At 73.6% G+C, this 23,810-nt stretch carries 22 protein-coding genes and 1 pseudogene; 12 read left to right on the top strand and 11 right to left on the bottom strand.

The features are described 5' to 3' along the window. Positions 1–116: 116 nt before the first annotated feature. The gene (locus ACFQ79_RS29030; protein WP_383589007.1) at positions 117–410 is read right to left on the bottom strand and encodes a hypothetical protein; all 294 of its coding nucleotides are present in this window, start codon (positions 408–410) and stop codon (positions 117–119) included. A 261-nt stretch (positions 411–671) separates the two neighbouring features. On the opposite strand from ACFQ79_RS29030, the gene ACFQ79_RS29025 reads away from it, so the two are divergent. Beyond that, entirely contained in the window at positions 672–2,783 is a 2,112-nt protein-coding gene (locus tag ACFQ79_RS29025; protein ID WP_383589005.1) for a restriction endonuclease, read from the top strand. A gap of 135 nt (positions 2,784–2,918) precedes the next feature. On the opposite strand, the gene ACFQ79_RS29020 is transcribed toward ACFQ79_RS29025, so the two are convergent. Continuing rightward, positions 2,919–4,307, bottom strand: a complete 1,389-nt coding sequence (locus tag ACFQ79_RS29020) for an NAD(P)/FAD-dependent oxidoreductase (protein ID WP_383589003.1) — start codon at positions 4,305–4,307, stop codon at positions 2,919–2,921. A 164-nt stretch (positions 4,308–4,471) separates the two neighbouring features. Here ACFQ79_RS29020 and ACFQ79_RS29015 point away from each other — a divergent pair, with 164 nt between their 5' ends. From ACFQ79_RS29015 to ACFQ79_RS29000, 4 genes are all read left to right on the top strand, one after another. Then, positions 4,472–5,188 carry a DsbA family protein gene (locus ACFQ79_RS29015; protein ID WP_383589002.1) on the top strand — a complete coding sequence of 239 codons (717 nt, stop codon included), beginning with the start codon at positions 4,472–4,474 and terminating at the stop codon, positions 5,186–5,188. Positions 5,189–5,197: 9 nt separating this feature from the next. Beyond that, positions 5,198–6,085 carry an aminoglycoside phosphotransferase family protein gene (locus ACFQ79_RS29010; RefSeq protein WP_383589000.1) on the top strand — a complete coding sequence of 296 codons (888 nt, stop codon included), beginning with the start codon at positions 5,198–5,200 and terminating at the stop codon, positions 6,083–6,085. A 136-nt stretch (positions 6,086–6,221) separates the two neighbouring features. After that, the gene (locus ACFQ79_RS29005) at positions 6,222–6,701 is read left to right on the top strand and encodes a GNAT family N-acetyltransferase (protein WP_383588998.1); all 480 of its coding nucleotides are present in this window, start codon (positions 6,222–6,224) and stop codon (positions 6,699–6,701) included. 10 nt (positions 6,702–6,711) lie between these two features. Next, complete coding sequence (locus ACFQ79_RS29000; protein ID WP_383588997.1) at positions 6,712–7,053, top strand: hypothetical protein; 342 nt, start codon at positions 6,712–6,714, stop codon at positions 7,051–7,053. Between the two features lie 94 nt (positions 7,054–7,147). On the opposite strand, the gene ACFQ79_RS28995 is transcribed toward ACFQ79_RS29000, so the two are convergent. Both ACFQ79_RS28995 and ACFQ79_RS28990 read right to left on the bottom strand, forming a co-directional pair. Next, the gene (locus ACFQ79_RS28995; protein ID WP_383588995.1) at positions 7,148–8,146 is read right to left on the bottom strand and encodes a zinc-binding dehydrogenase; all 999 of its coding nucleotides are present in this window, start codon (positions 8,144–8,146) and stop codon (positions 7,148–7,150) included. Positions 8,147–8,203: 57 nt separating this feature from the next. After that, entirely contained in the window at positions 8,204–9,394 is a 1,191-nt protein-coding gene (locus ACFQ79_RS28990) for an NAD(P)-binding protein (protein WP_383588993.1), read from the bottom strand. A 125-nt stretch (positions 9,395–9,519) separates the two neighbouring features. Here ACFQ79_RS28990 and ACFQ79_RS28985 point away from each other — a divergent pair, with 125 nt between their 5' ends. Beyond that, entirely contained in the window at positions 9,520–10,194 is a 675-nt protein-coding gene (locus tag ACFQ79_RS28985) for a pentapeptide repeat-containing protein (RefSeq protein ID WP_361406093.1), read from the top strand. Between the two features lie 157 nt (positions 10,195–10,351). Here the strand turns inward: ACFQ79_RS28985 and ACFQ79_RS28980 are convergent, their stop codons facing one another. The 4 genes from ACFQ79_RS28980 to ACFQ79_RS28965 all read right to left on the bottom strand — a co-directional run bounded on the left by ACFQ79_RS28980 (position 10,352) and on the right by ACFQ79_RS28965 (position 14,248). Further along, positions 10,352–10,852 carry a hypothetical protein gene (locus ACFQ79_RS28980; protein ID WP_030323142.1) on the bottom strand — a complete coding sequence of 167 codons (501 nt, stop codon included), beginning with the start codon at positions 10,850–10,852 and terminating at the stop codon, positions 10,352–10,354. Between the two features lie 157 nt (positions 10,853–11,009). Continuing rightward, a complete protein-coding gene (locus tag ACFQ79_RS28975; RefSeq protein WP_383588991.1) occupies positions 11,010–12,215 on the bottom strand; it encodes an FAD-dependent monooxygenase in 1,206 nt (401 codons plus the stop codon). 198 nt (positions 12,216–12,413) lie between these two features. After that, complete coding sequence (locus ACFQ79_RS28970; RefSeq protein WP_030323137.1) at positions 12,414–13,034, bottom strand: response regulator transcription factor; 621 nt, start codon at positions 13,032–13,034, stop codon at positions 12,414–12,416. Beyond that, on the bottom strand, positions 13,034–14,248 hold the full coding sequence (locus ACFQ79_RS28965; RefSeq protein ID WP_383589009.1) for a sensor histidine kinase: 1,215 nt from the start codon (positions 14,246–14,248) through the stop codon (positions 13,034–13,036). The genes ACFQ79_RS28970 and ACFQ79_RS28965 overlap by 1 nt, the downstream gene beginning before the upstream one ends. Positions 14,249–14,555: 307 nt before the next feature. Here ACFQ79_RS28965 and ACFQ79_RS28960 point away from each other — a divergent pair, with 307 nt between their 5' ends. The 4 genes and pseudogenes from ACFQ79_RS28960 to ACFQ79_RS28945 all read left to right on the top strand — a co-directional run bounded on the left by ACFQ79_RS28960 (position 14,556) and on the right by ACFQ79_RS28945 (position 17,436). Next, on the top strand, positions 14,556–15,095 hold the full coding sequence (locus ACFQ79_RS28960; protein WP_383588989.1) for a heme-binding protein: 540 nt from the start codon (positions 14,556–14,558) through the stop codon (positions 15,093–15,095). A gap of 49 nt (positions 15,096–15,144) precedes the next feature. After that, positions 15,145–15,762: an ankyrin repeat domain-containing protein gene (locus ACFQ79_RS28955; protein ID WP_383588987.1), complete on the top strand. Its 618-nt coding sequence runs from the start codon at positions 15,145–15,147 to the stop codon at positions 15,760–15,762. Between the two features lie 135 nt (positions 15,763–15,897). Beyond that, positions 15,898–16,494, top strand: a pseudogene (locus tag ACFQ79_RS28950) (SPFH domain-containing protein); the annotation flags it as partial. Positions 16,495–16,548: 54 nt separating this feature from the next. Then, a complete protein-coding gene (locus ACFQ79_RS28945; protein WP_383589008.1) occupies positions 16,549–17,436 on the top strand; it encodes a serine/threonine-protein kinase in 888 nt (295 codons plus the stop codon). A 110-nt stretch (positions 17,437–17,546) separates the two neighbouring features. Here the strand turns inward: ACFQ79_RS28945 and ACFQ79_RS28940 are convergent, their stop codons facing one another. After that, positions 17,547–18,695: an acyl-CoA dehydrogenase family protein gene (locus ACFQ79_RS28940; protein WP_355970399.1), complete on the bottom strand. Its 1,149-nt coding sequence runs from the start codon at positions 18,693–18,695 to the stop codon at positions 17,547–17,549. A gap of 116 nt (positions 18,696–18,811) precedes the next feature. On the opposite strand from ACFQ79_RS28940, the gene ACFQ79_RS28935 reads away from it, so the two are divergent. Together ACFQ79_RS28935 and ACFQ79_RS28930 are read left to right on the top strand one after the other, a co-directional pair. Further along, positions 18,812–19,417, top strand: coding sequence for a TetR/AcrR family transcriptional regulator (locus ACFQ79_RS28935; RefSeq protein ID WP_079041962.1), 606 nt, complete (start codon positions 18,812–18,814; stop codon positions 19,415–19,417). Positions 19,418–19,758: 341 nt separating this feature from the next. Then, positions 19,759–21,072: an ROK family protein gene (locus tag ACFQ79_RS28930; RefSeq protein ID WP_383588985.1), complete on the top strand. Its 1,314-nt coding sequence runs from the start codon at positions 19,759–19,761 to the stop codon at positions 21,070–21,072. A gap of 87 nt (positions 21,073–21,159) precedes the next feature. On the opposite strand, the gene ACFQ79_RS28925 is transcribed toward ACFQ79_RS28930, so the two are convergent. Further along, positions 21,160–22,296, bottom strand: coding sequence for an XdhC family protein (locus tag ACFQ79_RS28925; protein WP_383588983.1), 1,137 nt, complete (start codon positions 22,294–22,296; stop codon positions 21,160–21,162). A 43-nt stretch (positions 22,297–22,339) separates the two neighbouring features. Beyond that, positions 22,340–23,806: an NCS2 family permease gene (locus tag ACFQ79_RS28920; protein WP_073906836.1), complete on the bottom strand. Its 1,467-nt coding sequence runs from the start codon at positions 23,804–23,806 to the stop codon at positions 22,340–22,342. Between the last annotated feature and the right edge of the window lie 4 nt (positions 23,807–23,810).

The raw sequence follows: 23,810 nt of genomic DNA, 5'->3' as shown, positions 1-23,810 counted from the left end.
CAGCGTGAAACGGAGGTCGTCACCATGTCCGGGAAATCCCCATGTGGGTGAACACACCACACACCCGACGATCACACAAGGTTAAATCTCAAGCTGAGCCGGCGGCCCGTCCTCTCCTACCGCACGACGACGTTGTGTGCCGGAATGATCGTGGGCTGCAGGCCGGCGTAGCCGAGGTCGGAGAGGATCGGGCCGAAGGTCTTCGCGTGGGCTTCGAGGGCCTCCGCGCTCTCCCAGACCTCCGTCACGCGGAACCCTCCCTCGAACGGTCCCGCCGCGTGCGAGATGAGGCCCGGGTCCCGTACGTCCGCGAACCGCGTGAAGCCCCGGCCGTCGGTCACGCGGTCGATGACCGTGTCGTAGAGCTCCTGTCCGGCGCCGGGCAGGTCGAACGTCACGATGATGGCCATGGGGTGCCCCTTCTCGGTCCGCCGCGCTCGGGCTGTGGCGACGACAACGCCCGCGATCCTAGCGGAGAGTGACCGGGCGGGTGCGTGTGGTGATGCGGGTGCCGGTCGTTGCCGGTCGTCGGCGGGCGACGGTGTGCGGGCGTCGGCGACTTCGGTCGGCTGGTCGTGCGTTCGTGTGTTGTCGGGGCGGGCGGTCCGGGACACTTGGGCGTTACGGGGGCGTACTGGTGGCTGGGGTGTTCTGCGGGAGGGGTGGGGCTGATGGGGCGGCGTTCCGGGGGGCTGATCGGGGTGTGGGCCGAGCAGCAGCGGGTGGCGCAGCGGCAGCGGGAGGGACAGCACCAGGCCGTGCTGCGGCAGCAGCGGGACGCCGAGCGGGTGCAACGGGCGTACGAGCGGGACGTCGCCCGGATGCAGCGGGAGCAGAAGGCCGCCTACCGGCAGCGGCGCGAGGCCGACGCCCTGCGGCGGACCCAGGAGCTGGACGCGCGCGTGCAGGTGCTCGAAGGGCTGCTGGCCGCCGGGTGCCGGGCACCCGCCTTCAGCGTCGACGGGCTGCGGAGGTCCGAGACCGTCGAGCCGTTCTCGCCCGGGCCCCTCGGGGAGCCCGTACCCATGCCCGATCAGCGGTTCTACCAGCCCGAGGCCGCGTGGACCGCCTCCGGGCGGGCCCAGGCCGAGCAGGACGCGCGCGCCCGGTTCGAGCGCGACTGGTACGCCGCCCAGGCCGCCGAAGCGCGGCGCGTCGAGCAACTCGCCGCCTACCGGCAGGCGTACGACGAATGGGCCGCAACGCGGCTCGCCGAGATACGCGCGCACAACCGCGGGGTCGCCGGGACCGAGGTCGCCCTCGGCGGCGGGGAGCCCGAGACCGTCGTCGAGTTCTTCTCCGCCGTGCTCTTCGCCTCCACCGCCTGGCCCGAGGGCTTTCCCCGCGAGGTGTCCGCCGCGTACGAGCGCGGCCGGCGCCGCCTCGTGCTCGACTGGGACCTGCCCGGGTACGAGGTCGTCCCCGAGGCCAAGGGCGTGAAGTACCTCTCCGGTACCGATCAGGAGAAGGACGTTCCCCGGCCCGTCACCCAGCGGCGGGCCCTCTATCGCGACGTGCTCGCGCAGAGCGTTCTCCTCGCCCTGCACGAGCTGTTCCGCGCCGACCGCTCCGGCGCCCTGGAGGCCGTCACCCTCAACGGGTACGTCGGTGGCGTCGATCCCGCCACCGGGCTCGCCGGGCGCGTGTGCGTCGCCTCCGTCGCCGTCGGGCGGGACGTCTTCGAGCGGCTCAACCTGGAGTTCGTCGGGGCCGTGGAGTGCGTGACCGGCGCTCTCGGCGGGCGGCTCTCCGCCAAGCCCGACGAACGCGTGGCCGTCGCCCCCCTGTGGACCCCCGAGCAGGTCGGCGTCGAGGTCGTCGTGCAGGGGGACGGCGACGAGCCCGATCTGCTCGCCATGGACCCGATCGCCTTCGAGGGGCTCGTCGCCCAGCTCTTCCGGGCCCGGGGCCTGCAGGCCGTCACCACCCAGCGGTCCAACGACGGCGGCGTCGACGTCGAGGCGCTCGACCCCGACCCCATCAGCGGCGGGTCGATCCTCGTCCAGGTGAAGCGGTACCGGAACACGGTCCCGCCCTCCGCGGTACGCGATCTCTTCGGCACCGTGCAGAGCGCAGGCGCCAACAAGGGCGTCCTCGTCACCACGTCCGGGTTCGGGCCCGGCTCCTACACCTTCGCCAATGGCAAACCGCTGACCCTGATCTCCGGCGTCGAGCTCGTCGATCTGCTGCATCAGCACGGTCTCCGCGGGCGGTTGGGGTCCGGGACCGCCCCCGCGTCGCCGCCCGCGTCACCCGTGGCGGCCGCGCCCGGCGCCGCCCCCACCGCCGAGGCGGACGCCGACTTCAACCTCCTCGGGATGGACTGGGCCGGGTCCGCCGCCCTCGACGTCTGCGCGCTCGTCTGTTCCGGTCAGCGGGTGCTCGGCGACGAGTGGTTCGTCTTCTTCAACAACCCCTCCACGCCGGACGGTTCCGTCACCATGGTCGCCGCCCCGCCCGGCGACCGGGCCGCCGTCCGGGTCGGATTCGACGCCCTGCCGCCGTCCGCCGACCGGCTCGTGCTCGTCGCCGCCGTCGACCCCGAGGTCAATCCGGACGCCGACCTCGGCGGGTTCACCGACGCAGGCGTCCGGCTGCGCGACGACTCCGGCGCCGAGCTCGACCGGCTCGTCGTCTCCGACGGCCGCCCCGGCGAGACCGCGCTCGTCCTCGGCTCCTTCCGGCGGCGCGCCGGCGGCGACTGGGACTTCGTCCTCGGCGGCAAGGGGTACCGGGGCGGGCTCGAGGAGCTCGTCGGGGACTTCGGCATCGACGTGGAGTGAACGGGGGAGGGGCGGGGAGGGGGGCGGGGAGGGACGGCGTGTCCTTCCTCGTCTCCTCCCGCTCTCAGCGGCCGCTCAGGCGGTTCGCCGGGAAGCGTCCTCAGGACCGCTCAGGCCGTTCGCCGGGAAGCGTCCTCAGCGGCCGCTCAGGCGGTTCGCCAGGATCGCCACCCTGTCCGTCGTCGCCGCGTGGCCCGTCGCCTCGCGGCGGTCCGCGCCCCGGAAGGCCGCGTACATCGTCTGCACTCCCAGCCAGCGCAGCGGCTCGGGTTCCCACTTGCGGACCTTGTGGTTCACCCAGGGGAGGGCCGTGAGGTCGGTCGGGCCCGACTGGCCCGAGTCCTGCTGGATGAGGTCGCGCAGGGTGCGGGCCGCGAGGTTCGCCGTGGCGACGCCCGAGCCGACGTAGCCGCCCGCCCAGCCCAGGCCCGTCGAGCGGTCCAGGGTGACCGTGGCGCACCAGTCGCGCGGGACGCCGAGGACGCCGGACCAGGCGTGGTCCACGCGTACCCCCGCAAGCTGGGGGAAGAAGCGGACCAGGATGTCGCGGAGCGCCTCGATGGTCTGCGGCTGGGTGCGGCCGTCGTTGTCGGTCTTCGAGCCGAAGCGGTACGGGACTCCCCGGCCGCCCAGGGCGATGCGGCCGTCGGCGGTGCGCTGGGCGTACATGTAGGCGTGCGCCATGTCGCCGAGGGTCTCGCGGCCGTTCCAGCCGATCGACTCCCACTGCGCTTCGGTGAGCGGCTCGGTGGCGATCATCGAGGAGTTCATCGGCAGCCAGGTGCGCCGCTGGCCGGCGAGGGAGGCCGTGAAGCCCTCGGTGCAGCGGAGGATGTACGGGGCGCGGACCGTGCCGTACGGGGTGACCGCGTGCTTCGGCTTGATCTCGGTGACCGGGGTCGACTCGTGGATCGTGACGCCGAGCGCCTCGACGGCGGCGGCGAGGCCCTTCACCAGTTTCACCGGGTGCAGGCGGGCGCCGTGCGGGGTCCAGGAGGAGCCGACGGCGCCGGTGACGCGGATGCGGTCGGAGGTCTCGCGGGCGCCGTACATCTCCCGGTCCGTCTCGCCGAAGGCGATCTCGACCGCGTGGAAGTCCCTGAGGCGGGCCAGCTGGGCGGGGGAGAGGGCGACCTCGAGGACGCCGCCGCGGTGCTGGTCGGCCTCGATCTTCTCGGTGTCGCAGACGTCGAGGACCTCGGTGACGGTGGCGTTCATGGCCTGCTGGAGGCGGACGGCGGCCTCGTGGCCGTGGAGTGCGGCGTAGCGGTCGCGGCCGGCGATGCCGTTGTAGAGCCAGCCGCCGTTGCGGCCGGAGGCGCCGTATCCGCAGAACTTCGCCTCGAGGACGGTGATGTTGAGGAAGGGGACGGCCTTCTTGAGGTAGTAGGCGGTCCACAGGCCCGTGTAGCCGCCGCCGACGATGCAGATGTCGGCGGTGGTGTCGCCGGGGAGCGGTTCGCGGGGATCGGGCGCGCCGTCCTGCGCGTACCAGAACGAGATGCCGCCGTTGACCGTACTCATGTGTATCCCTCTTCCGGGTGCGTGGGCGGGAGGTTACCGGGGGCCTTGGTCCTGTGGATACGGGTCCTTCGGCGGCGATTCCCGTACGGGGCCCGGCCTAGTTTCGAGGGTGGACGGCGCACGCGTGGCCGCCACGGATTCCGTCGTTCCGGAAGGACTCTCCCATGCCCGTACGCAGGACCCGGCGGCTGGTCGCCGCGGCTGTCTCGGCAGGTCTCATCGGCCTTGCGGCGGTGGGGTGTTCGGAGGGCGGGGCGTCGACGGCCGCCGTGGTGACGGTGGCTCCCGAGGGGCAGGCGGACGTGCTCGCGAGGCTTCCCGCGGCCGTGGAGGGTACGAAGATCGTCGTCGGTGACGCGAGGGCTCCGCACACGGTCACGGTGTACGTCGATCCCCGGTGCGGCTACTGCGCGAAGTTCGAGGCGAGCGGCGGGACGGTCCTCGCGGAGGAGGCGGCGGCGGGCACGGTGAAGGTCGAGTACGTCGTCGCCTCCTTCCTCGACGACCGGACCGGCGGTACGGCCTCGGCGCGGGCCGCGAACGCGCTGCGGGCGTCGGTGGAGGCGGGGCCGGGCCGGTTCGCCTCGTTCCAGGCGGCGCTCTTCGCCTCCCAGCCGGGCTCCGGGGCCCGGGACGGTTTCTCCGTCGAGCATCTGCTGCGGATCGCGGACGGGGTGGAGGGGCTGCGGAGCGCGGCCTTCGACCGGGCCGTACGGGAGAACGCGTACCAGCGGTGGGTGGCGGACTCCGAGAAGGCCTTCGAGGGTTCGGGCGTGGGCGGCACGCCGACCGTCCTGGTGGACGGGTCGGCGCTGCCGGGCGGGGACGCCCTGTACGACGCGGCCCGATTCTCGGAGGCGCTGCGCGACGCGGGTGTCTAGGGTCGTGGGGTGATTCACGTACCGGACCAACTCGTCGCGTCTCAGGTGAAGTACAACGGAGAGGCAGGGCGGGCGTTCGTCGCCGCGCTGCCGGAGCAGGCCGAGGAGTTCCTCGACCGGTGGGGGCTGCGGGTCACGGGGCCTTCCATGTACGGCATGGCGTCGCTGGTGCTGCCCGTCGAGCGGGTCGCGGACGGTACGCCGGCCGCACTGAAGATGCAGATCCTCGACGAGGAGACCGAGGGGGAGCCGGTCGGGCTGCGCGTCTGGGACGGCGGCGGTGTCGTGCGGCTCCTCGACCACGACGCCGGTACGGGGACGATGCTCCTCGAACGGCTCGACGAGGCCCGGCCGCTGAGCTCCGTCGCCGACACGCGGGAGGCGATGGGCGTCGTCGCGGGGCTGCTCGCCCGGCTGGTGGCGCTGCCGGCGCCGGAGGGGATGCGGGGGCTCGGCGACATCGCGGCCGGGATGCTCGCGGACGTGCCGGACGCGGTCGGCCGCCTGGGCGCGGAGGACGCGGCGGTGCTGCGGGACTGCGCGGCGGCCGTGCGCGAGGTGGCGGGGGAACCGGGCGACCGGCTGCTCCACTGGGACCTGCACCTCGACAACGTCCTCGCGGCCGAGCGCGAACCGTGGCTGGCGATCGACCCCAAGCCGCTCGCGGGCGACCCGGGCTTCGACCTGCTGCCGGCCCTGATGGACCGCTTCGACCCGGCCGACGTGCTGTGGCGTTTCGACCTCCTCGCCGAGGTCGTCGGCGACCGGCAGCGGGCCGTGGCGTGGACGCTGGGGCGGGTGCTGCAGAACGGGCTGTGGGATGTGGAGGACGGGGAGCCGGGGCTGGACGCGGAGCAGGTGGAGGTGGCGCGGATCCTGCGGGCCGCGCGGGGCTGAGGCGGCCGCCGGGTCCGGCGGAGGCTCTCGGGCTTGGGGTGCCCGCCGGACCGGAGGAACCCCTCACGCGTGAGGCGGCCGCCGGAGCGGCGGAACCCCCTGGCCAGGACCGGTGCGGCCGAGGCAGGCTTGCCCCATGATCCGTATCGCCACGCCTGCCGACGTCCCCGTCATCCACGCCCTCGTCCGTGACCTCGCGGAGTACGAGAAGGCCCTCGACGAGGTCCGTACGACCCCCGAGCAGCTCCAGGAGGCCCTCTTCGGCGAGCGCCCCGCCGCCTTCGCGCACGTCGCCGAGACCGAGGACGGCGAGGTCGTCGGCTTCGCGATCTGGTTCCTCAACTTCTCGACCTGGCGCGGGGTGCACGGCATCTACCTGGAGGACCTGTACGTCCGCCCGGAGGTGCGCGGCGGCGGCCACGGCAAGGCGCTGCTCACGGAACTGGCCCGGATCTGCGTCGAGCGCGGGTACGAGCGCCTGGAGTGGTCCGTACTGAACTGGAACAAGCCGTCGATCGACTTCTACGAGTCCCTCGGCGCCCGCCCGCAGGACGAGTGGACGGTGTACCGGCTGACGGACGGGGCGCTGGCCGGGCTGGGTGGGGCGGGGGTGTAGGAAAGGGGGCATGGATACGGATATTGCGGAGCGGTTTCAGCGGATCACGGCGTTCATCGAGGCGCGGTTGACGCCGCTCTTCGACCCGGCGAACGGGAGGGACCACGGGTTCGGGATGGACGACACCTCCCGGGCCCTGCGTGCCGCGCGGTACACCGTGCAGGCCGCCTCCGCCGTCAACGGGCTCGTGGAGAAGCGGGAGTCGGCGCCCGAGCTGCGGCAGGTGGTGGACCAGGCATTGGAGCACAACTGGGACGTGCTGCGCTCCGTCGCCCGGATGTGGGAGGACCACCCCGACTTCCTGAAGGAGTACAAGGCGCACTCCTGGGATGTGGTCGGGGCGGCCGTCTGAGGGATCGGGGGGTCCTGGTGCCTGACGTTTCCGGGGGTCCCGGCGCCTGACGGATCAGAGGGTCCTGGTGCCCGTCTGATCGGCGCGGGACCTCCTACGGGATCAGGACCACCTTGCCCGTCGTGCCGCGCGTCTCCAGGGCGCGGTGCGCGCCCGCCGCGTCCGACAGCGGGAAGCGGTGGACCGCCGGGCGGAGGGTGCCCGCGGTCGCCGCGGCCAGGGCGGCGAGTTCGAGGTTGCGGACGTCGCCGCCCGCCTTCTGGAGCATGACGGGGCCGAGGACGGAGTCCGACGTGATGCCGCGCGCGGCGAGTTCCTCCGGTGTGTAGGTGAGCGGCTCGCCGTCGTGGAGTCCGGCGCCCGACCAGCCGAAGACGACGTGCTGTCCGCCCTTGCCGAGGAGGTCGACGGCAGCGCGGCCGGTGTCGCCGCCGACCGAGTCGAAGACGACGGTGGCCGTGCGCTCGCCCAGGTAGGCGCGGACCTTCTCCGGCCAGTCGGGCCGCTTGTAGTCGACGGCGAGGTCAGCGCCGTTCTCCTCGACGAGGGCGACCTTCGCCGGGCCGCCGGCGAGGCCGACGACGGTGGCGCCGGCGTTCTTGGCGTACTGGACGAGCAGCGTGCCGATGCCGCCGGCCGCCGCGGGCACGATCGCCACCGAGTCGGGGCCGAGTTCGGTGAACTGCAGGATGCCCAGGGTGGTGCGGCCGGTGCCGATCATGGCGACGGCCTCCGCCTCGCCGAGGTGGTCGGGAAGTGCGTGGAGCCGGGCGGCGTCGGTGACGGCGAGCTCGGCGTATCCGCCGGGGTTCATGCCGAGGTGGGCGACGACCCGCCTGCCGAGCCAGGCCGGGTCGGTGCCCTCGCCGAGCGCGTCGACGGTGCCGGCGACCTCGCGCCCCGGGATCGTGGGCAGTTCGGCGGGTGCCGGGAACGGGCCCGTCATCCCCTGCCGGAGCGCGGTGTCGAGGAGGTGCACGCCGGCCGCCGCGACCTTGACGCGGACCTGGCCGGGGCCCGGTACGGGGTCGGGGGTCTCCTCGTACGTGAGGTTCTCGGCGGGGCCGAACGCGTGGAGGCGGATGGCGTGCATGGTGTTCCCCGTTCGTCGTGTGGGTGGTCGTGGTCCGACGAGGAACAGCCTCCGACCTCAAGCATGCTTGAGGTCAAGCCCCTTCCGCAGGACACCTCGATCCGAGCGCAGCGCCAGCGACACCGCCTCCACCGCGCTCGTGAACGACACCTCCGCGAGCACACCGGGCGCCGCCACCTGGTCGCCCACCAGGTACACCCCGTCGCCCCGGTCGACGGCCGGCCGGTCGCGCCAGGTCGTGCCGGGCCGGTCGACCGCTCCCGTACGTCCCTGGCACAGGGAGTCCCGCCGCCACACCGTCCGCTCGCGCCAGCCCGGGAAGCCGAGGTCGAGGAGCCGTTCGGCGTGGGCCACGCCGTCCGCCTTCGACTCGCCGGGACCGATCGGCAGCTGGGCCTGGATCAACTGCACCCCGGCCGGGGCGAGCGTGGGGTCCTGGGCCGTGAAGCGCTCGATCCAGCCCGGCGCGTCCAGGTCCGAGACCACGAACGGATCGCCCTTCCGGGTCCGCAGGGCCAGGTCGAACAGGACCGTGCGGCCGCTCTCCCACGTCAGCGACGGGTCGCCGAGCAGCCGGGCGGCGGCCGGCAGGGCGGTCGCGACGATCACGGGCCCCTCGCCGGGCGGCAGGGCGTCGAGGCCGTCGACACGGGACGACGTCTCGATCCGTACGCCCGTCTCCCACGCGCGCGCGATCATCCGCTCGATCAGCCGGCCCCAGCCGCCCCGGACGAAGTGCGCCTCCGGCGGCACGGAGGTGGCCCGGTGGAGCCGCTCCTGCACGAAGCGGGCGGAGAGCGCGCCCGGGTCGTGGTGGAAGGTCGCGACCGCCGCGTACGAGGCGGCGGCGTGTGCCGCCCGCTCGCCCACGAGACCGGTGGCCCAGGTGCGGAAGTCGACGTCCACGGGGGCCTGTCCGGCGTCCCGGAGGGACTGGCGCAGCATGCCGAACGGCGGGGTCCGGCGCAGGGCGCCGCCGCGGTGGAAGCGGAGCCGCAGGGCCTCGGAGACCGGCAGCGGGGCCAGCTCGCCGAGGAGGCCGCGCTGCTTGAGCCAGGTCCAGTGCGGGCCGCCGGCGTAGAGCGCGTGCGGGCCCTCGTTGGTGAGGTACGGGCCCTCGGCGGTGCGAGCGCGGCCACCGGGGGTCCGGTGCGCCTCGTGGACGGTCACCTTGACGCCCGCCTCGGCGGCGGTGATGGCCGCGGTCAGTCCGGCGAACCCGCCGCCGATGATCGTGAGCTTCCGCATGACGCTCTCCCTCTCGATCGGGCCGGCTCCCGCCGACCCCGTGTCCGGTCTCGCAAGCAGGACGAGAGGCGGGGGCGCGTTCGTGACATCGGGGCGTTGTCAGTGGCGTACATCACCATGGGGGCATGGCGACGACTCGGAAGAAGAAGACGGCGGTCGCGGGGGCGCGGCGCCCTGAGCTGCGGCTGCCTCCCCTGGAGCCGTACGGGGGAGGGCTCGAACCGGACGGGGACTACGACGGACTCGAACTGACCGGGCTCGACCTCACGGGCCAGTCGGGGGAGGGCGCGCGGTTCCTGGACTGCGCGCTGCGCGACTGCGGGCTCGACGAGGCGCGGCTGACGGGGGCCCGCTTCCTCGACTCGGTGCTCACGGGCGTACGGGGGGTGGGGACCGTCCTCGCCGGGGCGCAGCTGCGGGACGTGGAGCTCGTGGACGCGCGGCTCGGCGGGGCGCAGCTGCACGGGGCGGTGCTGGAGAGGGTGGTCGTACGGGGAGGGAAGAGCGACTACCTGAACCTGCGGTCGGCGAAGCTCAAGGACGTCGTCTTCGAGGGGTGCGTGCTGAGCGAGCCCGACTTCGGGGGCGCCCGGCTCGAACGGGTGGAGTTCGTGGACTGCGTGCTCACGGGCGTGGACTTCAGCGGGGCGCGGCTCAAGGACGTGGACCTGAGAGGCGTCCAGCGGCTGGAGATCGCGCGCGGGGTCGAGTCGCTCGCGGGCGCGGTGATCTCGACGGCCCAGCTCCTCGACCTGGCGCCGGTGCTCGCGGCGCAGCTGGGGGTGCGGGTGGAGGAGTAGGGGGTTGGTGCGCCCGGCTCGCGGCCAGGGCTGCGCTCAGGGGGGGGGCTGCGCTCTGGGGGGCAGGGCTGTGCTCAGGGGGGGGCAGGGCAGGGTTTGTGCGCCCGGGGCAGGGCGGGCCGGGGGAAGCGGGCTGCCTGGGTCAGGGCCGTTGGGGTCAGGGCAGGCGGGGGAAGCGGGCCTGGAGGGACCAGATGGCCGGGTTGTCGGCGAGGCCCTCGTGCATGTCCGTGAGGTCGGCGATCAGGTCGTGCAGGAAGTCGCGGGCCTCGCGGCGCAGCACCTTGTGGTTGAAGGTGATCGGCGGCTCGTCGCCCGGCATCCAGTCGGCCTCGACGTCCACCCAGCCGAAGCGGCGCTCGAAGAGCATGCGGTCCGAGGACTCGGTGAAGTCCAGCTCGGCGTACTGCGGCTGGGAGGCGCGGTTGCCGCGCGGGTCCTGGTCGATCTGCTCGACGATGTCGCACAGGGCCCAGGCGAAGTCGAGGACCGGCACCCATCCCCAGGCTGTGGAGACCTCTCGGTCCGTCTTGGTGTCGGCGAGGTACACGTCCCCGCAGAACAGGTCGTGACGCAGGGCGTGGACGTCCGCGTGGCGGTAGTCGGTCTGCGGCGGGTCGGGGAAGCGACGGGAGAGGGAGTAGCCGATGTCGAGCACGGAACCGATGGTGTCACGGCGCCGGGCCCACCTCGTACGCGAGGATCACCGGCCGCCCGGTCGCGGGCGTCCCGCTCGGTGAAGAGGCGCGCCACGTGCGCCTCGGCGGTGGCGGTGGCCCTGGTCGCGGTCCACCGCCGGGACGGGTGAGGGGCGCTCAGCGGCGGCCGTGCACCGCGCGCGCCACCCGCGGGCCCAGCCAGCGCTTGAGACGGCGCAGCGGCTCCAGTTGCTCGGCGGCCCGGTCGATCCGGTAGTAGAGCTGCGGCGGGATGTGGGGGAGCAGCGGCGAGTGGCGCTGCCCCAGGAGCGCGAACATCCGGGCCGGCTCCAGGCGCATGTACCGCGGGAGGTTCTCGTACCACTGGGCGCTGTAGCGGGCGGCGCTCTGCGCGGAGACGAGCTCGGCGCGGCGGCGCTTCCCGTACGTGGTGAGGGCCGTGTCCAGGTCGGTGTGCGCGCGCAGCGCGTCCGCCAGGGCCAGCGCGTCCTCCAGGGCCAGGGTCGTGCCCGCGCCGATCGAGTAGTGCGTGGTGTGGGCGGCGTCGCCGAGGAGGACGACGTTGCCGTGGTGCCAGACCCGGTTGGTGAGGGTGCGGAAGGTGAGCCACTGGGCGGTGTCGTCGGCCCGGTCGCGGCCGATCAGCTCGTGGCCGTCGAGGAGGTCGTGGAACAGCTTCTCCAGGAGGCGGAGGCCGTCGGCCTCGCCGAGCGTGTCGAGGCCGAGGCCCGTCCAGGTCTCCGGGGAGCACTCGACGACGCAGGTCGAACGCTCGCCGCTGAACCCGTAGGCGTAGCACCAGATCCAGCCGTGCGCGGTCTCCTTGAAGGCGAAGCTGAAGGAGTCGAACACCTTGGTGGTGCCGAGCCAGATGTACTGGTTGCGGCCGCTCGTGACCGCGCTGCCGAAGTGCTCGGGGCGGGCCTCGCGGAGCACGCTGTTGACGCCGTCGGCGGCGACCACCAGGTCCGCTTCGGCCAGCTCGGGCGCGTCCGGGCCCGCGACGTCGTGCTCGAACGCGACGCGTACGCCGAGCTCTCGGGCCCGGTCGGCGAGCAGCGCCAGCATCCGCCGCCGGCCGATGCCGAAGCCCGCGTCGCCCCGGTGGACGGTGCGCTCGTCGCGGACGATCGCGACCCCGTCGGTCCAGGTCACCGAAGCCTCGGCGACGGCGGCCGCGGACTCGGGGTCGCCCGCGCGCAGCTTGTCGAGGAGCCCGGCCCAGTACGTCACACCCCAGCCGTACGTGGAACCCTCGGGGTTCCGCTCGTACACGGTGATCTCGTGGGCGGGGTCCTGCCGCTTCAGCAGGATCGAGAGGTAGAGGCCGGCGGGTCCGCCGCCGACGATCGCGAGCTTCACGTGCGCTCCCACTGGACTGACCGGGCCTGAGGCATGACACCGTGCTGTCGAACGGCAACGCACAGTAGCAGTGGCGGACCCCCGGGTGCGCACGAAGCGCGGCTTACGGCTGCGTGTGCCTGCGGCTGCGTGTCCTGCGGCGGCGTGTGCCCGGGGCAGCGCGTGCCCGGGGCGGCGTGTGCCCGGGGCGGCGCGCGCCTACGGCAGCAGGCGCCGTTCCTTCGCGACCGCCACGGCGCCCGCGCGCGTGTCGACGCCGAGCTTCGCGTAGATGCGGCCGAGGTGGGTCTTCACCGTCGCCTCGCTGATGAACAGGGCCCGCGCGATCTCGCGGTTGCCGAGGCCCCGCCCCAGCTGGCCCAGGATGTCCCGCTCCCGGTCCGTGAGGCTCGGGCCCGCGGCACCGCGCATCCGGTCCATGACGCGGCTGGCGACCGGCGGGGAGAGGGCGGTGCGGCCCTGGGCGGCCGCGTGGATGGCGGCGAACAGCTCCTCCGGGCGCTCGGCCTTCAGGAGGTAGCCGGTGGCGCCCGCCTCGATGGCCCGGGTGATGTCGGCGTCCGTGTCGTACGTGGTGAGGACGAGGACGTGGACGCCGGTGGGCGCGATCAGGCGGGTGGCCTCCACGCCGTCGATGCCCGCGCCCAGCTGGAGGTCCATCAGGACGACGTCCGGCTTCAGCTTCGCCGCCATGGCGACGGCCTCCTCGCCGCTGCCGGCCTCGCCGACGACCTCGATGTCGGGGGTGCTGCCGAGCAGGGCGAGCAGGCCGGCGCGGACGACGACGTGGTCGTCGCAGAGGAGGATCCGTACGGACATCAGGACTCCAGGGAGGGCGGGTTCGAGGGCGGGTTCGTCGGCGGGTGCGGGTGCGGGTGCGGGTGCGGGTGCGGGTGCGGGCCGGGGCCCGGGCCTGGGTTCGGGTGGCCGCTCGGGAGCGGGATCGCGGCCGAGAGCACCGTGCCCTCGCCCGGAGTGGACTCGACGGTCAGGGTCCCGCCCAGCTGCTGCGCCCGCACGCGCATCGCGGGCAGCCCGTGGCCCCGTACCCCGCCGGGCCTGTCGGCCGGGTCGAAACCGCGGCCGTCGTCGGCGATGTCCAGGACCACCTGGTCGTCGAGGTACGTGAGGGTCAGCGCGGCGGAGTCGGCGCCGGCGTGCTCGCGGATGTTGGCGAGGGCGCCCTGCGCGATCCGCAGGAGCGCCGACTGCACCCGTTCGGGGAGCGGGACGGCGGTCCCGTCGACCCGGAACGCCGTCGACTCGCGGGCCGCGAGGCCGCGCAGTGCCTCTTCGAGGCCGCCGCCCTCGGCGAGGTCGGCGGGCGCCAGGTCGTGCACGAAGCGGCGGGCCTCGGCGAGGTTGCGTTCGGCGATGGACTCGGCCGTACGGACATGGCGGCGGGCGGTGGCCGGGTCGCTGTCCCAGGTGCGGTCGGCTGCCTGGAGCAGCATCTGCTGGCTGGACAGGCCCTGCGCCAGGGTGTCGTGGATCTCCATCGACAGCCGCTGGCGCTCGGCGAGGGTGCCCTCGCGGCGCTCGATCGCGGCCAGCTCGCGCCGGGTGCGGATGAGGTCGTCGATGAGCGCCCGCTGGCGGGCCGCCTGCCGGTCCGAGTACACGAAGACGCCGGTGGCGATGGCGGCGACGGCCGGCGGGGCGACGATCAGGTTCGGGTCCCAGCCGCCGTGCGCGAGCTGCACCTGCGCGAACACGACGAACGCGGTGAGCAGCGTGACCAGGCCGAGCGCGGCCCGCGCCGGGAGGGTGCGCAGGCCCGTGTAGAAGAGCGGCACCGCGCACCAGGCGAAGCTCGGCGCGAGGACGACGAGCAGGATCCAGACGGCCACGACGGTGCTCAGCCAGGCGATCCGGCGGGGCGCGGCGCGGGTGCCGACGACGGGGCCGAGGAGGTAGAGGGAGGCGAGGGCGCCGGAGAGGGCGACGATCCAGGGGCTGCGGTCCTCCCACGGGTGGCGCAGCAGGAAGCGGGCGAGCGAGGCGCCGAGGAGGAGGAAGAAGGCGATGTGCATGACCCGCGCCAGCCAGGGGGCGTCGGGGTCCTGCTCGGTCTCCGTCGGCCGTGCCACGTTCTCACCTTCCTGACCTGGGGATATCTGTCCATCCTGACCCGGGGGGACCACGGGGGCATCAGCCGATCGGCTGACCCGGCCGTCCTCCAGTGTGCGTGAGGAGGGCAGCCGGACCGTGGACCGTACGGCCCGGGTCCCGGCCACAGGATGGAGGGCAGAGCGAAGGAACGGACCACTCGCACGGTTCACCCCGGCTCGGCTCACTTCTCCTCGCAGTTCCGCCCTCCTCACCCTCACGGAGTTCCTCATGAAGAAGATCCTCTTCGGTGCCACCGCCGCCGCTGTCGTCGCCGCCGGTACCTTCGGCGCGGTCTCCGCGAACGCCTCGGCCCCGGCCGCCGCCCCCGCCGCCGTGGTCCGCGCCGACGCCGGCAACGACAACCTCCAGCAGTCGACCCACCTGACGATCGAGGCCGCGACCAAGGCCGCGCAGGCGACGCTCGACGCCGCCGAGAAGGAGAACCAGCGCGTCTCCGTCGCCGTCGTCGACCGCAACGGCAACACCATCGTCACCCTCCGCGGCGACGGCGCGGGCCCGCAGTCCTACGAGTCGGCCGAGAAGAAGGCGTTCACCGCCGTCTCCTGGAACGCCCCGACCTCGGAGCTGGCCAAGCGCCTCACCAACGCCCCGACCCTGAAGGACATCCCCGGCACCCTGTTCCTCGCCGGTGGCGCCCCGGTGACCGCCAAGGGCGCGCCCATCGCCGGCATCGGTGTCGCGGGCGCCCCCTCCGGCGACCTCGACGAGAAGTTCGCCCAGGCCGGCGTCGCCGCCCTCGGCAAGTAACCCGAAGCGGGTCCGGCGCCCGCGCCCACGCCCGCACGAGGAGGCCCCCATGAACGCGCTCGACGACACCCTCCTGGCGGCCGCCGCGCACGGTGACACCGCGGCCGTCCGCGCGGCCCTCGCCGCGGGCGCCCGGGTCGAGGCCCGGGACCGGCGCCGCCGCACCCCCCTGCTGCACGCCGCCCGGCACGACCACGTCGACACGGCCCGGGTCCTCCTCGCCGCGGGCGCGGACCCGAACGCCCAGGACGACCGGTACGACAGCGCCTGGCTGGTCACCGGCGTCACGGGCGGCGTCGCCATGATGCGGACCCTGCTCCCCGCGGGCCCCGACCTGGGGCTCACCAACCGCTACGGCGGTACGGCCCTGATCCCGGCGGCCGAGCGGGGCCACGTGGCCTACGTCCGGGCCGTCCTCGCGGAGACGGCCGTCGACGTCGACCACGTCAACCGGCTGGGCTGGACGGCCCTCCTGGAGGCCGTGATCCTCGGTACGGGCGGCCGCGCGCACCAGGACGTCGTCGCCCTCCTCCTGGCGGCGGGCGCCGACCCCGAACTCCCGGACCCGTACGGCGACACGGCCCTCGACCACGCGGTCCGCCACGGCCTGACGGAGATCGCGGCCCTTCTGAAGCGTCAACACCTGTGCCGTACGGGGCAGTTCTGAAAGACTGGACGTTCGGGGGTGCTGAGGCCGAGGGGGGCTTGGGCTGTGAATGCCGCGACTCTGCTCTGGGTGGTGATCCCGCTTCTTCTGGCGGGCGTGGCCGCCCTGTGCGTACGGATCGTCCGCGAGGGGGCGGCGGTCGTCGTGGAGCGCAACGGGCGGTTCACCCGTGTGCTGCGCCCCGGAGTCAGTGTGCTGTTCCCGCCGTTCGACCGGGTCCGGAGCCGGGTCGACCTGCGTGAGCAGGTCGTCGAGTTCCCGCCGCAGCCGGTGTCCACCCTGGACAACCTCTTCGTCAACATCGACACCGTCGTCTACTACCAGGTGACCGACGTCCGGGCCGCGACCTACGGGGTCGCCGGCTACACCGAGGCGATCGAGCAGCTCACGGCGACGACCCTCCGCTCCGTCGTCGGCGGGATGGACCTGGAGCGGGCCCTCACCTCCCGTGAGGAGATCAACAGCAGCCTCCGCAGCGTCCTCGACGCGGCCACCGGCGCATGGGGCGTCCGCGTCCACCGCGCCGAGGTCAAGGGGATCGAGCCGCCGACCTCCATCCAGGACTCGATGGAGAAGCAGATGCGCGCCGACCGTGACAAGCGCGCCGCGATCCTCACCGCCGAGGGCATCCGCCAGTCCGCGGTCCTCAGGGCCGAGGGCGAGAAGCAGGCCGCGATCCTGCGCGCGGAGGGCGAGTCCAAGGCGGCGAGCATCCACCGGCTCGCGGAGGCCGACGACGCCTGGCGGCTGGCGGACCGGTATCCCGCCCCGTCACCGCAGTCCCCCGTGCAGCCGCCGTCCCCGATCGCCCACGAGCCCCTGCGCCGGGACGACCCGCAGCAGGTGGGCCGGTACCGGCTGACCGCCCGGCTGGGCGAGGGCGGGATGGGCACGGTCTATCTCGGCCGGTCCCCCGGGGCCCGGCAGGTCGCCGTGAAGGTCGTACGGGAGGAGCTCGTCGGCGATCCGACGTTCCGCCGCCGCTTCGCGCGGGAGGTCGACGCCGCACGCAGGGTCAGCGGCTTCCACACCGCGCCGGTCGTCGACGCGGGTCCGGAGGACGCGCGGCCCTGGCTCGTCACGGAGTACATCCCGGGCCCCTCCCTCCAGGAGGTGCTGGACGTCCACGGCGCGCTGCCGGCACCCACCCTGCGGGCGCTGGCGCTCGGCGTGGCCGAGGCGCTCGAGGCCATCCACGCGTGCGGCATCGTCCACCGGGACCTCAAGCCGAGCAACATCCTCGTCGCGGCCGAGGGCCCGCGCGTGATCGACTTCGGGATCGCCCGGGGCGCGGACGCGACCGCGCTCACGGGCGCCGACTTCGTCATCGGCACCCGGGGGTTCCTCGCTCCGGAGCAGATGGCGGGCGCGCCGCTGACCGCCGCCGTCGACACCTATGCGTTCGGCATGGTGCTGTGTCACGCGGGCGGTGCGGCCCGGAGTGCCGGGGGCACGGTCCTCGACGGTGCCCCGCGGCTGCTGCCCGCCGACCTGGCGGCCGTCGCCGCGGCATGCCTCAGCCACGATCCGGCGGGCCGGCCGTCCCCCACCGAGATCCTGCGCAGGATCGGCGGTCCCGAGGGGGAGGACCCGGTGGACTGGCTGCCCCCTGCCGTCCGCACGCTCGTCGGCCTGCACCAGGCCTCGACCCTGACCGCCGCGCCACCGGAATGACCCCGAACGACCCCGGACTCACCCCGGAGCGACCGGGGTGAGCGGGCGGAGCGAGCGGAGCGGGCGGAGCGGGCGGAGCGGGAGGAGCGGGGTGAGCGGGCGGAGCGCCGTCACGGCTGGGCGAGTCCCCGGCTGATCACGAGGCGCTGGATCTGGTTGGTGCCTTCGAAGATCTGGGTGATCTTGGCTTCGCGCATATAGCGCTCGACCGGGAAGTCCCGCGTGTAGCCGTAGCCGCCGAGGACCTGCACCGCGTCGGTCGTGACCTTCATGGCCGTGTCGGTGGCGATGAGCTTGGCCGCGCTGGCCTGGCGGCTGAAGGGGCGGCCGAGGTCGCGGCGGCGGGCCGCGTCCAGGTAGGTGGCGCGGGCGGCGTCGACGGCGGCGGCCATGTCGGCGAGGAGGAAGCCGAGGCCCTGGTGGTCGATGATCCGGCGGCCGAAGGTCGTGCGCTCGTTGGCGTACGCCACGGCGGCGTCGAGGGCGGCCTGGGCGAGGCCCGTGGCGCAGGCGGCGATGCCGAGGCGGCCGCTGTCGAGGGCGCTGAAGGCGATCTGGAGACCCTGGCCCTCGTCGCCGACGAGACGGTCGGCGTCGAGGAGCGCGCCGTCCCAGTAGGCGGAGGTGGTCGGGACGGCCTGGAGGCCCATCTTGCGCTCGGGGGCGCCGAAGCTGAGGCCCTCGGTGGCGCCGGGGGCGAGGAAGCAGGAGATGCCGTGGCTGCCGGGGGCGGTCCGGGCGAAGAGCGCGTAGAAGTCGGCCCTGCCGCCGTGGGTGATCCACGCCTTGGTGCCGGTGATCCGGTACCCGCTGCCGTCGTCCTGCCGCTCGGCCTTGCAGGCGAGGGCGGCCGCGTCGGAGCCGGCCTGCGGCTCGGAGAGGCTGTAGCCGCCGAGGGCGCGGCCCTCCAGCATCTCGGGCAGCCACCGCTCCTTCTGCTCGGCGGTGCCGAAGGTGTGGAGCGGGTGGCAGGCGAGGGTGTGGACGCTTGTGGCGACGGCGACGGCCGCCCAGCGAGCGGCGAGCTCCTCGAGAACCTGCAGGTAGACCTCGTACGGCTGGCCTCCGCCGCCGTACTCCTCCGGGTACGGCAGACCGAGCAGTCCGGCCTCGCCGAGGGTGGCGAAGAGTCCTTCGGGGTACTTCTCGGCGGCCTCGTGCTCGTCCACCAGCGGAGAGAGCTCCTTGTCGGCGATCTCCCGGGTGAGGGCGATGAGGTCCGCTGCCTCGGGGGTGGGAAGCAGGCGGTCGACATCCATGGCGACTCCAGCGGCGCGCAAAGTGGTACTGGGGCAGGTACTGCAGTACCGCTTAGAGTAGCGCAGGCCGGTGGACCCGTAACCCCCTCGGAACGCCGGCCTGGAATACTGACCAGGTGATCGAGACCTCAGCCGCCGACGCCCCGAAGCTGACGGGCCGCGGCGCGGCGCGCCGCTCCGCCCTCTTCGAGGAGCTCGTCGCCCTCCTCGTCGGCGAGGGTTTCGCCCGGCTGACGCTCGACGATCTCGCCGCACGCCTGCGCTGCTCGAAGCGGACCCTGTACGGCCTGGCCGGCAGCAAGGAGCAGCTGGTCCGGGCGGCGGTCGTGCACTTCTTCCGGCGTGCGACGGCCCGGGTCGAGGCGGTCCTGGCCGCCGCGACCGACCCCGCCGAGCGGCTGGCCGCCTATCTGCGGGCGGTCTCGGCCGAGCTGGCGCCGGTCTCGCCGCAGTTCTTCGACGACGTGGCGGCGTTCGAGCCGGCGGCGGAGGTCTACGAGCGCAACACGCGGGCGGCCGCCGGCCGGGTCCAGCAGCTCATCGAGGAGGGCGTCCGGGCCGGTGTCTTCCGGGAGGTCCACGTGACCTTCGCGGCCGACGTGATCTCCTCGGTGATGGTCCGCATCCAGCGCCGCCAGGTGGCCGCGGCGACCGGCCTGGCCGACGCGGAGGCGTACGAGCAGCTCGCCGAACTCCTCCTGAGCGGCCTCCGCAGGACCTGAGCTCCCGAGCGGGGCGCGGCAGCGGAGCGCGGCAGCGGAGCGCGGCGACCCGAGCCGGTCTCAGGTACGACCCTTCGCGGCGTCGGGGGGGCGAAGGGGGCTCGGGCGGGACGACACGCCGGACCCTCGTCGCCCGCGACACCGCCGGTAAGGTCTGGCGCTACCAGGGCGTGCGCAAGCTCTGCCCGGAGGGGAACGGCGCCCCCACGCACCGCGGCCGCGTTCAGGTCCTGAAGGCTCCCCGCGCTTAATTCAGGGTGTGGCTTAAAGCTCAAGAGAAGACGTCCCGCACGTACCGGCGGAGGTATGTTGACCTCAGGACTACTTCGCCAGGGGGCCCAGTGACCATGCGGAACGGCCGCACCGTGCGTGACCTGCGACGCGAGAACCGCACCGCCGTCCTTCAGCGCCTCTACTTCGACGGGCCGCTGAGCCGCTTCTCGCTCGGCCCCGCGACCGGTCTCAGCTCGGGCTCCGTCAGCAACGTGGTCGCGGAGCTCGTCGCGGAGGGCCTCGTCGAGGAGGCGGGCAGCGTCGACTCGGCCGGCGGGCGCCCCCGTACGCTGCTCCGGATCTCCCCCGGCAGCGGCTGCATGATCGGCGTCGACGTCGGCGAGACCCGGATCAGGATCGAGCTGTTCGATCTCACCCTCACGGAACTCGCGCGCACCGAACGCCCGTTGGCCGTCGACGGCCGGAACCCCCACGACAGGTACGAGGTCGGGGTCGTCGTCGGGCATCTCCGGGAGGGCATCGCGGAGGTGCTGCGCGCCGCGGACGTGCCCGCGGAGCGGCTCCTCGGCGTCGGCGTCGGCGTGCCCGGCATCGTCGCCCGCACCGCCGAGGACGGCGCGGTCGTGCACGGCCAGACCATCGGCTGGGACGCGGTCCCCCTGGAGCGGCTGCTGCGGGAGAGCGTGGAGCTGCCGGCCTCGGTGCCGTACTGGATCGACAACGGCGCGAAGACCCTGGGCCAGGCCGAGATGTGGTTCGGCGCCGGGCGGGGCGCGCACAGCGCCGTCGTCGTCCTCTTCGGCTCGGGCGTGGGCGCCTGCGTGGTCACGGACCCGATGGGGCCGGGCCGGGCGATCGAGTGGGGACACCTGAAGGTGCGGGTCCGGGGCCGCCGGTGCCGCTGCGGCGCGCAGGGCTGTCTGGAGGCGTACGCCGGTGCCGAAGCCCTCCTGGAGCGGTGGCGGGAGGCCGGCGGCGTGCCCCCGGCGGGCGCGGACGAGGAGACGGCGCTGACGGCGATGCTGGCGGCCGCCTACCCGGCGGAACCGGGGACGGACCCCGACTCCACCGCTCTGGAGGTCCTCGCGGAGACCGCCGAGTACCTGGGCGCCGGATTCGCCGACCTCATCAACCTCTTCCAGCCCGAGCGCATCCTCGTCGGCGGCTGGGCGGGGCTCCAGCTCGGCGCCCCCTTCCTGGAGACGGTCACGGGGTACGCCACGGAGTACGCGCTGAAGTACCCGGCGGCCCGGGTCCGGATCTCCCTCGGCACGCTGGGCCCCGACGCGGTCACGGTCGGGGCGGCGATCCTGCCGCTCGCGGACTTCTTCGCCAGGGGCGGGCGCCGGGCCGAGGCCGAGGCGGACGAGGAACAGCCGGCCTGGGCGTCGGCGGTACGGGGCCGGGGCGCGCCGCACTGACTCCGCGCCCGCTCCGGCCGGACTTCCGCGGGGGCGACGGCACCGCCGTCGCTTCCCGGGGACCGCGCCGGCGCGGGGCCGGGGCCGTCAGGCGACGGAGCCTATGCGTCCGGCCGGCGCGCGGGGGCCGTCGTGGTGGATCGGGGTGTGGGCGCCCGTGAGGGAGAGGCCCGTGCCGCCCCGGCGGTTGGCGACGATCTCCGCGCCGATCGACAGGGCCGTCTCCTCCGGCGTACGGGCGCCGAGGTCGAGGCCGATCGGGGAGCGCAGGCGGGCGAGTTCGAGTTCGGTGACGCCGACCTCGCGGAGGCGCTTGTTGCGGTCCTCGTGGGTGCGGCGGGAACCCATCGCGCCGACGTAGGCGACGGGAAGCTTGAGGGCGGCCTGGAGCAGCGGCACGTCGAACTTGGCGTCGTGGGTCAGGACGCAGAGCACCGTACGGCCGTCCACCTCCGTGGACTCCAGGTAGCGGTGGGGCCATTCGACGACGATCTCGTCGGCCTCGGGGAAGCGGGCCGGCGTCGCGAAGACGGGCCGCGCGTCGCACACGGTGACGTGGTAGCCGAGGAACTTGCCGACCCGGACCAGGGCGGCCGCGAAGTCGATGGCACCGAAGACGATCATGCGGGGGGCCGGGACCGAGGACTCGACCAGGAGGGTCAGCGGCTGTCCGCAGCGGCTGCCGTCCTCGCCGATCTCCACCGTGCCGGTGCGGCCCGCGTCGAGCATCGCGCGGGCCTCGCCCGCCGCCGTGCGGTCCAGCTCCGGGTGGCCGCCGAGCTTCCCCTCGTACGAGCCGTCGGGGCGGACCAGGATCGCCCGGCCCATCAGGTCCTCGGGGCCGGAGACGATCCGGGCCAGGGCCGCCGCCTCCCCGGTGGTGGCGGCGGCCAGCGCGGCGGGGAAGACCCCGCCGCGGACCGGGGTGACGAGGATGTCGATGATGCCGCCGCAGGTCAGACCGACCGCGAAGGCGTCCTCGTCGCTGTAGCCGAAGCGCTCGACGACGGTCTTCCCGTCTTCGAGGGCCTGCTGGCACAGGTCGTAGACCGCGCCCTCCACACAGCCGCCGGAGACCGAGCCGATCGCCGTGCCGTCGCTGTCGACGGCGAGCGCGGCGCCCGGCTGCCGGGGCGCGCTCCCGCCGACCGCCACGACCGTGGCGACGGCGAACTCGCGTCCCTGCTCGACCCACCGGTGCAGCTCTTCGGCGATGTCCAGCATCTCGAACTCCTCGATATGTGTGTGGAGGGCGACGGTACGGGCGTCAGCTGACGCCCAGCCAGCTCTCGATCGGATGGATCGCGAAGAACACGATGAAGATCGCGGTCAGGCCCCACATGAAGGCGCCCACTTCGCGTGCCTTGCCCTGCGCCGTCTTGATGACGGTGTAGGAGATGACGCCGGCCGCGACACCCGTGGTGATGGTGTACGTGAACGGCATCAGGACCACGGTGAGGAACACCGGGATCGCGACGGAGCGGTCGCTCCAGTCGACGTGCTTGGCGTTCTGCATCATCATCGCGCCGATGACGACCAGGGCCGCGGAGGCCACCTCGGCCGGCACGATCGCGGTGATCGGGGTGAAGAAGAGGCAGGCCGCGAAGAACGCGCCGGTGACGACGGAGGACAGACCCGTGCGGGCACCCTCGCCGACGCCGGTGGCCGACTCGACGAAGACGGTCTGGCCGGAGCCTCCGACGCCGCCGCCGATGACACCGCCGGCACCGTCGATGAACAGCGCCTTGGAGAGGCCGGGCATCCGGCCCTGGGAGTCGGCGAGCTTGGCCTCGGAGCCGACGCCGATGATCGTGGCCATGGCGTCGAAGAAGCCGGCGAGCACCAGGGTGAAGATGATCATGGTGATCGTGATGTAGCCGACGTCGCCCCAGCCGCTGAAGGAGACCTCGCCGATGAGCGAGAAGTCCGGCGTGGAGACCGCGCTGCCGTTGAGCTCCGGCGGGCCGGAGAACCAGGCCTTGGCCGGCAGGTCGCCGACGGCGTTGACGATGGCGGCGATGACCGTACCCGCGACGATGCCGATCAGGATGGCGCCGGGCACGTTGCGGGCCTGGAGCGCGAAGATCAGGAGCAGCGTGAAGGCGAAGATGAGGACCGGCCAGCCGGCCAGCTCACCGGCCGGGCCGAGGACGACCGGGCCACCCCCGGGAGAGGGGTTCTCGTGGACGAAGCCGGCCTTGACGAAGCCGATCAGCGCGATGAAGAGGCCGATGCCGATGGTGATCGCGTGCTTGATCGCCAGCGGGATCGCATTCATGATCATCTCGCGGAGGCCGGTGACCACCAGGAGACAGATCACCACACCGTAGGCCACACACATGGCCATGGCCTGCGGCCAGGTCATGACGGCGATGACCTGCGAGGACAGCACGCCGGAGACGCTGAGACCGGCTGCGAGGGCGAGCGGGACCTTGCCCCAGAAGCCCATCAGCAGGGTGGTCACGGCGGCGGCGAGCGCGGTCGCGGTGATGAGGGCGGGCTGGCTGAGGACGTTGCCGTCCACATCCTTGCCGCCGAGGATCAGGGGGTTGAGCAGGAGAATGTACGCCATCGCCATGAAGGTGGTGACGCCGCCGCGGATCTCCGTCGCGACGGTGGATCCTCTCTCCGAGATGTGAAAGTACCGGTCGAGCCAAGAGCGGCCGGCGGGGACGTTCGAGCCGGAGCCCGCGTCCTCCGAAGCGGTCTTGGGCTCCACAGACGACTGGGTCATGGGG

It is taken from the genome of Streptomyces sp. NPDC056480, assembly GCF_042795405.1.
In the GTDB taxonomy this organism is placed as follows: domain Bacteria; phylum Actinomycetota; class Actinomycetes; order Streptomycetales; family Streptomycetaceae; genus Streptomyces.
The sequence above is the reverse complement of the archived record's forward strand: the minus strand, read 5'-3'. Positions and strand labels throughout refer to the sequence as shown.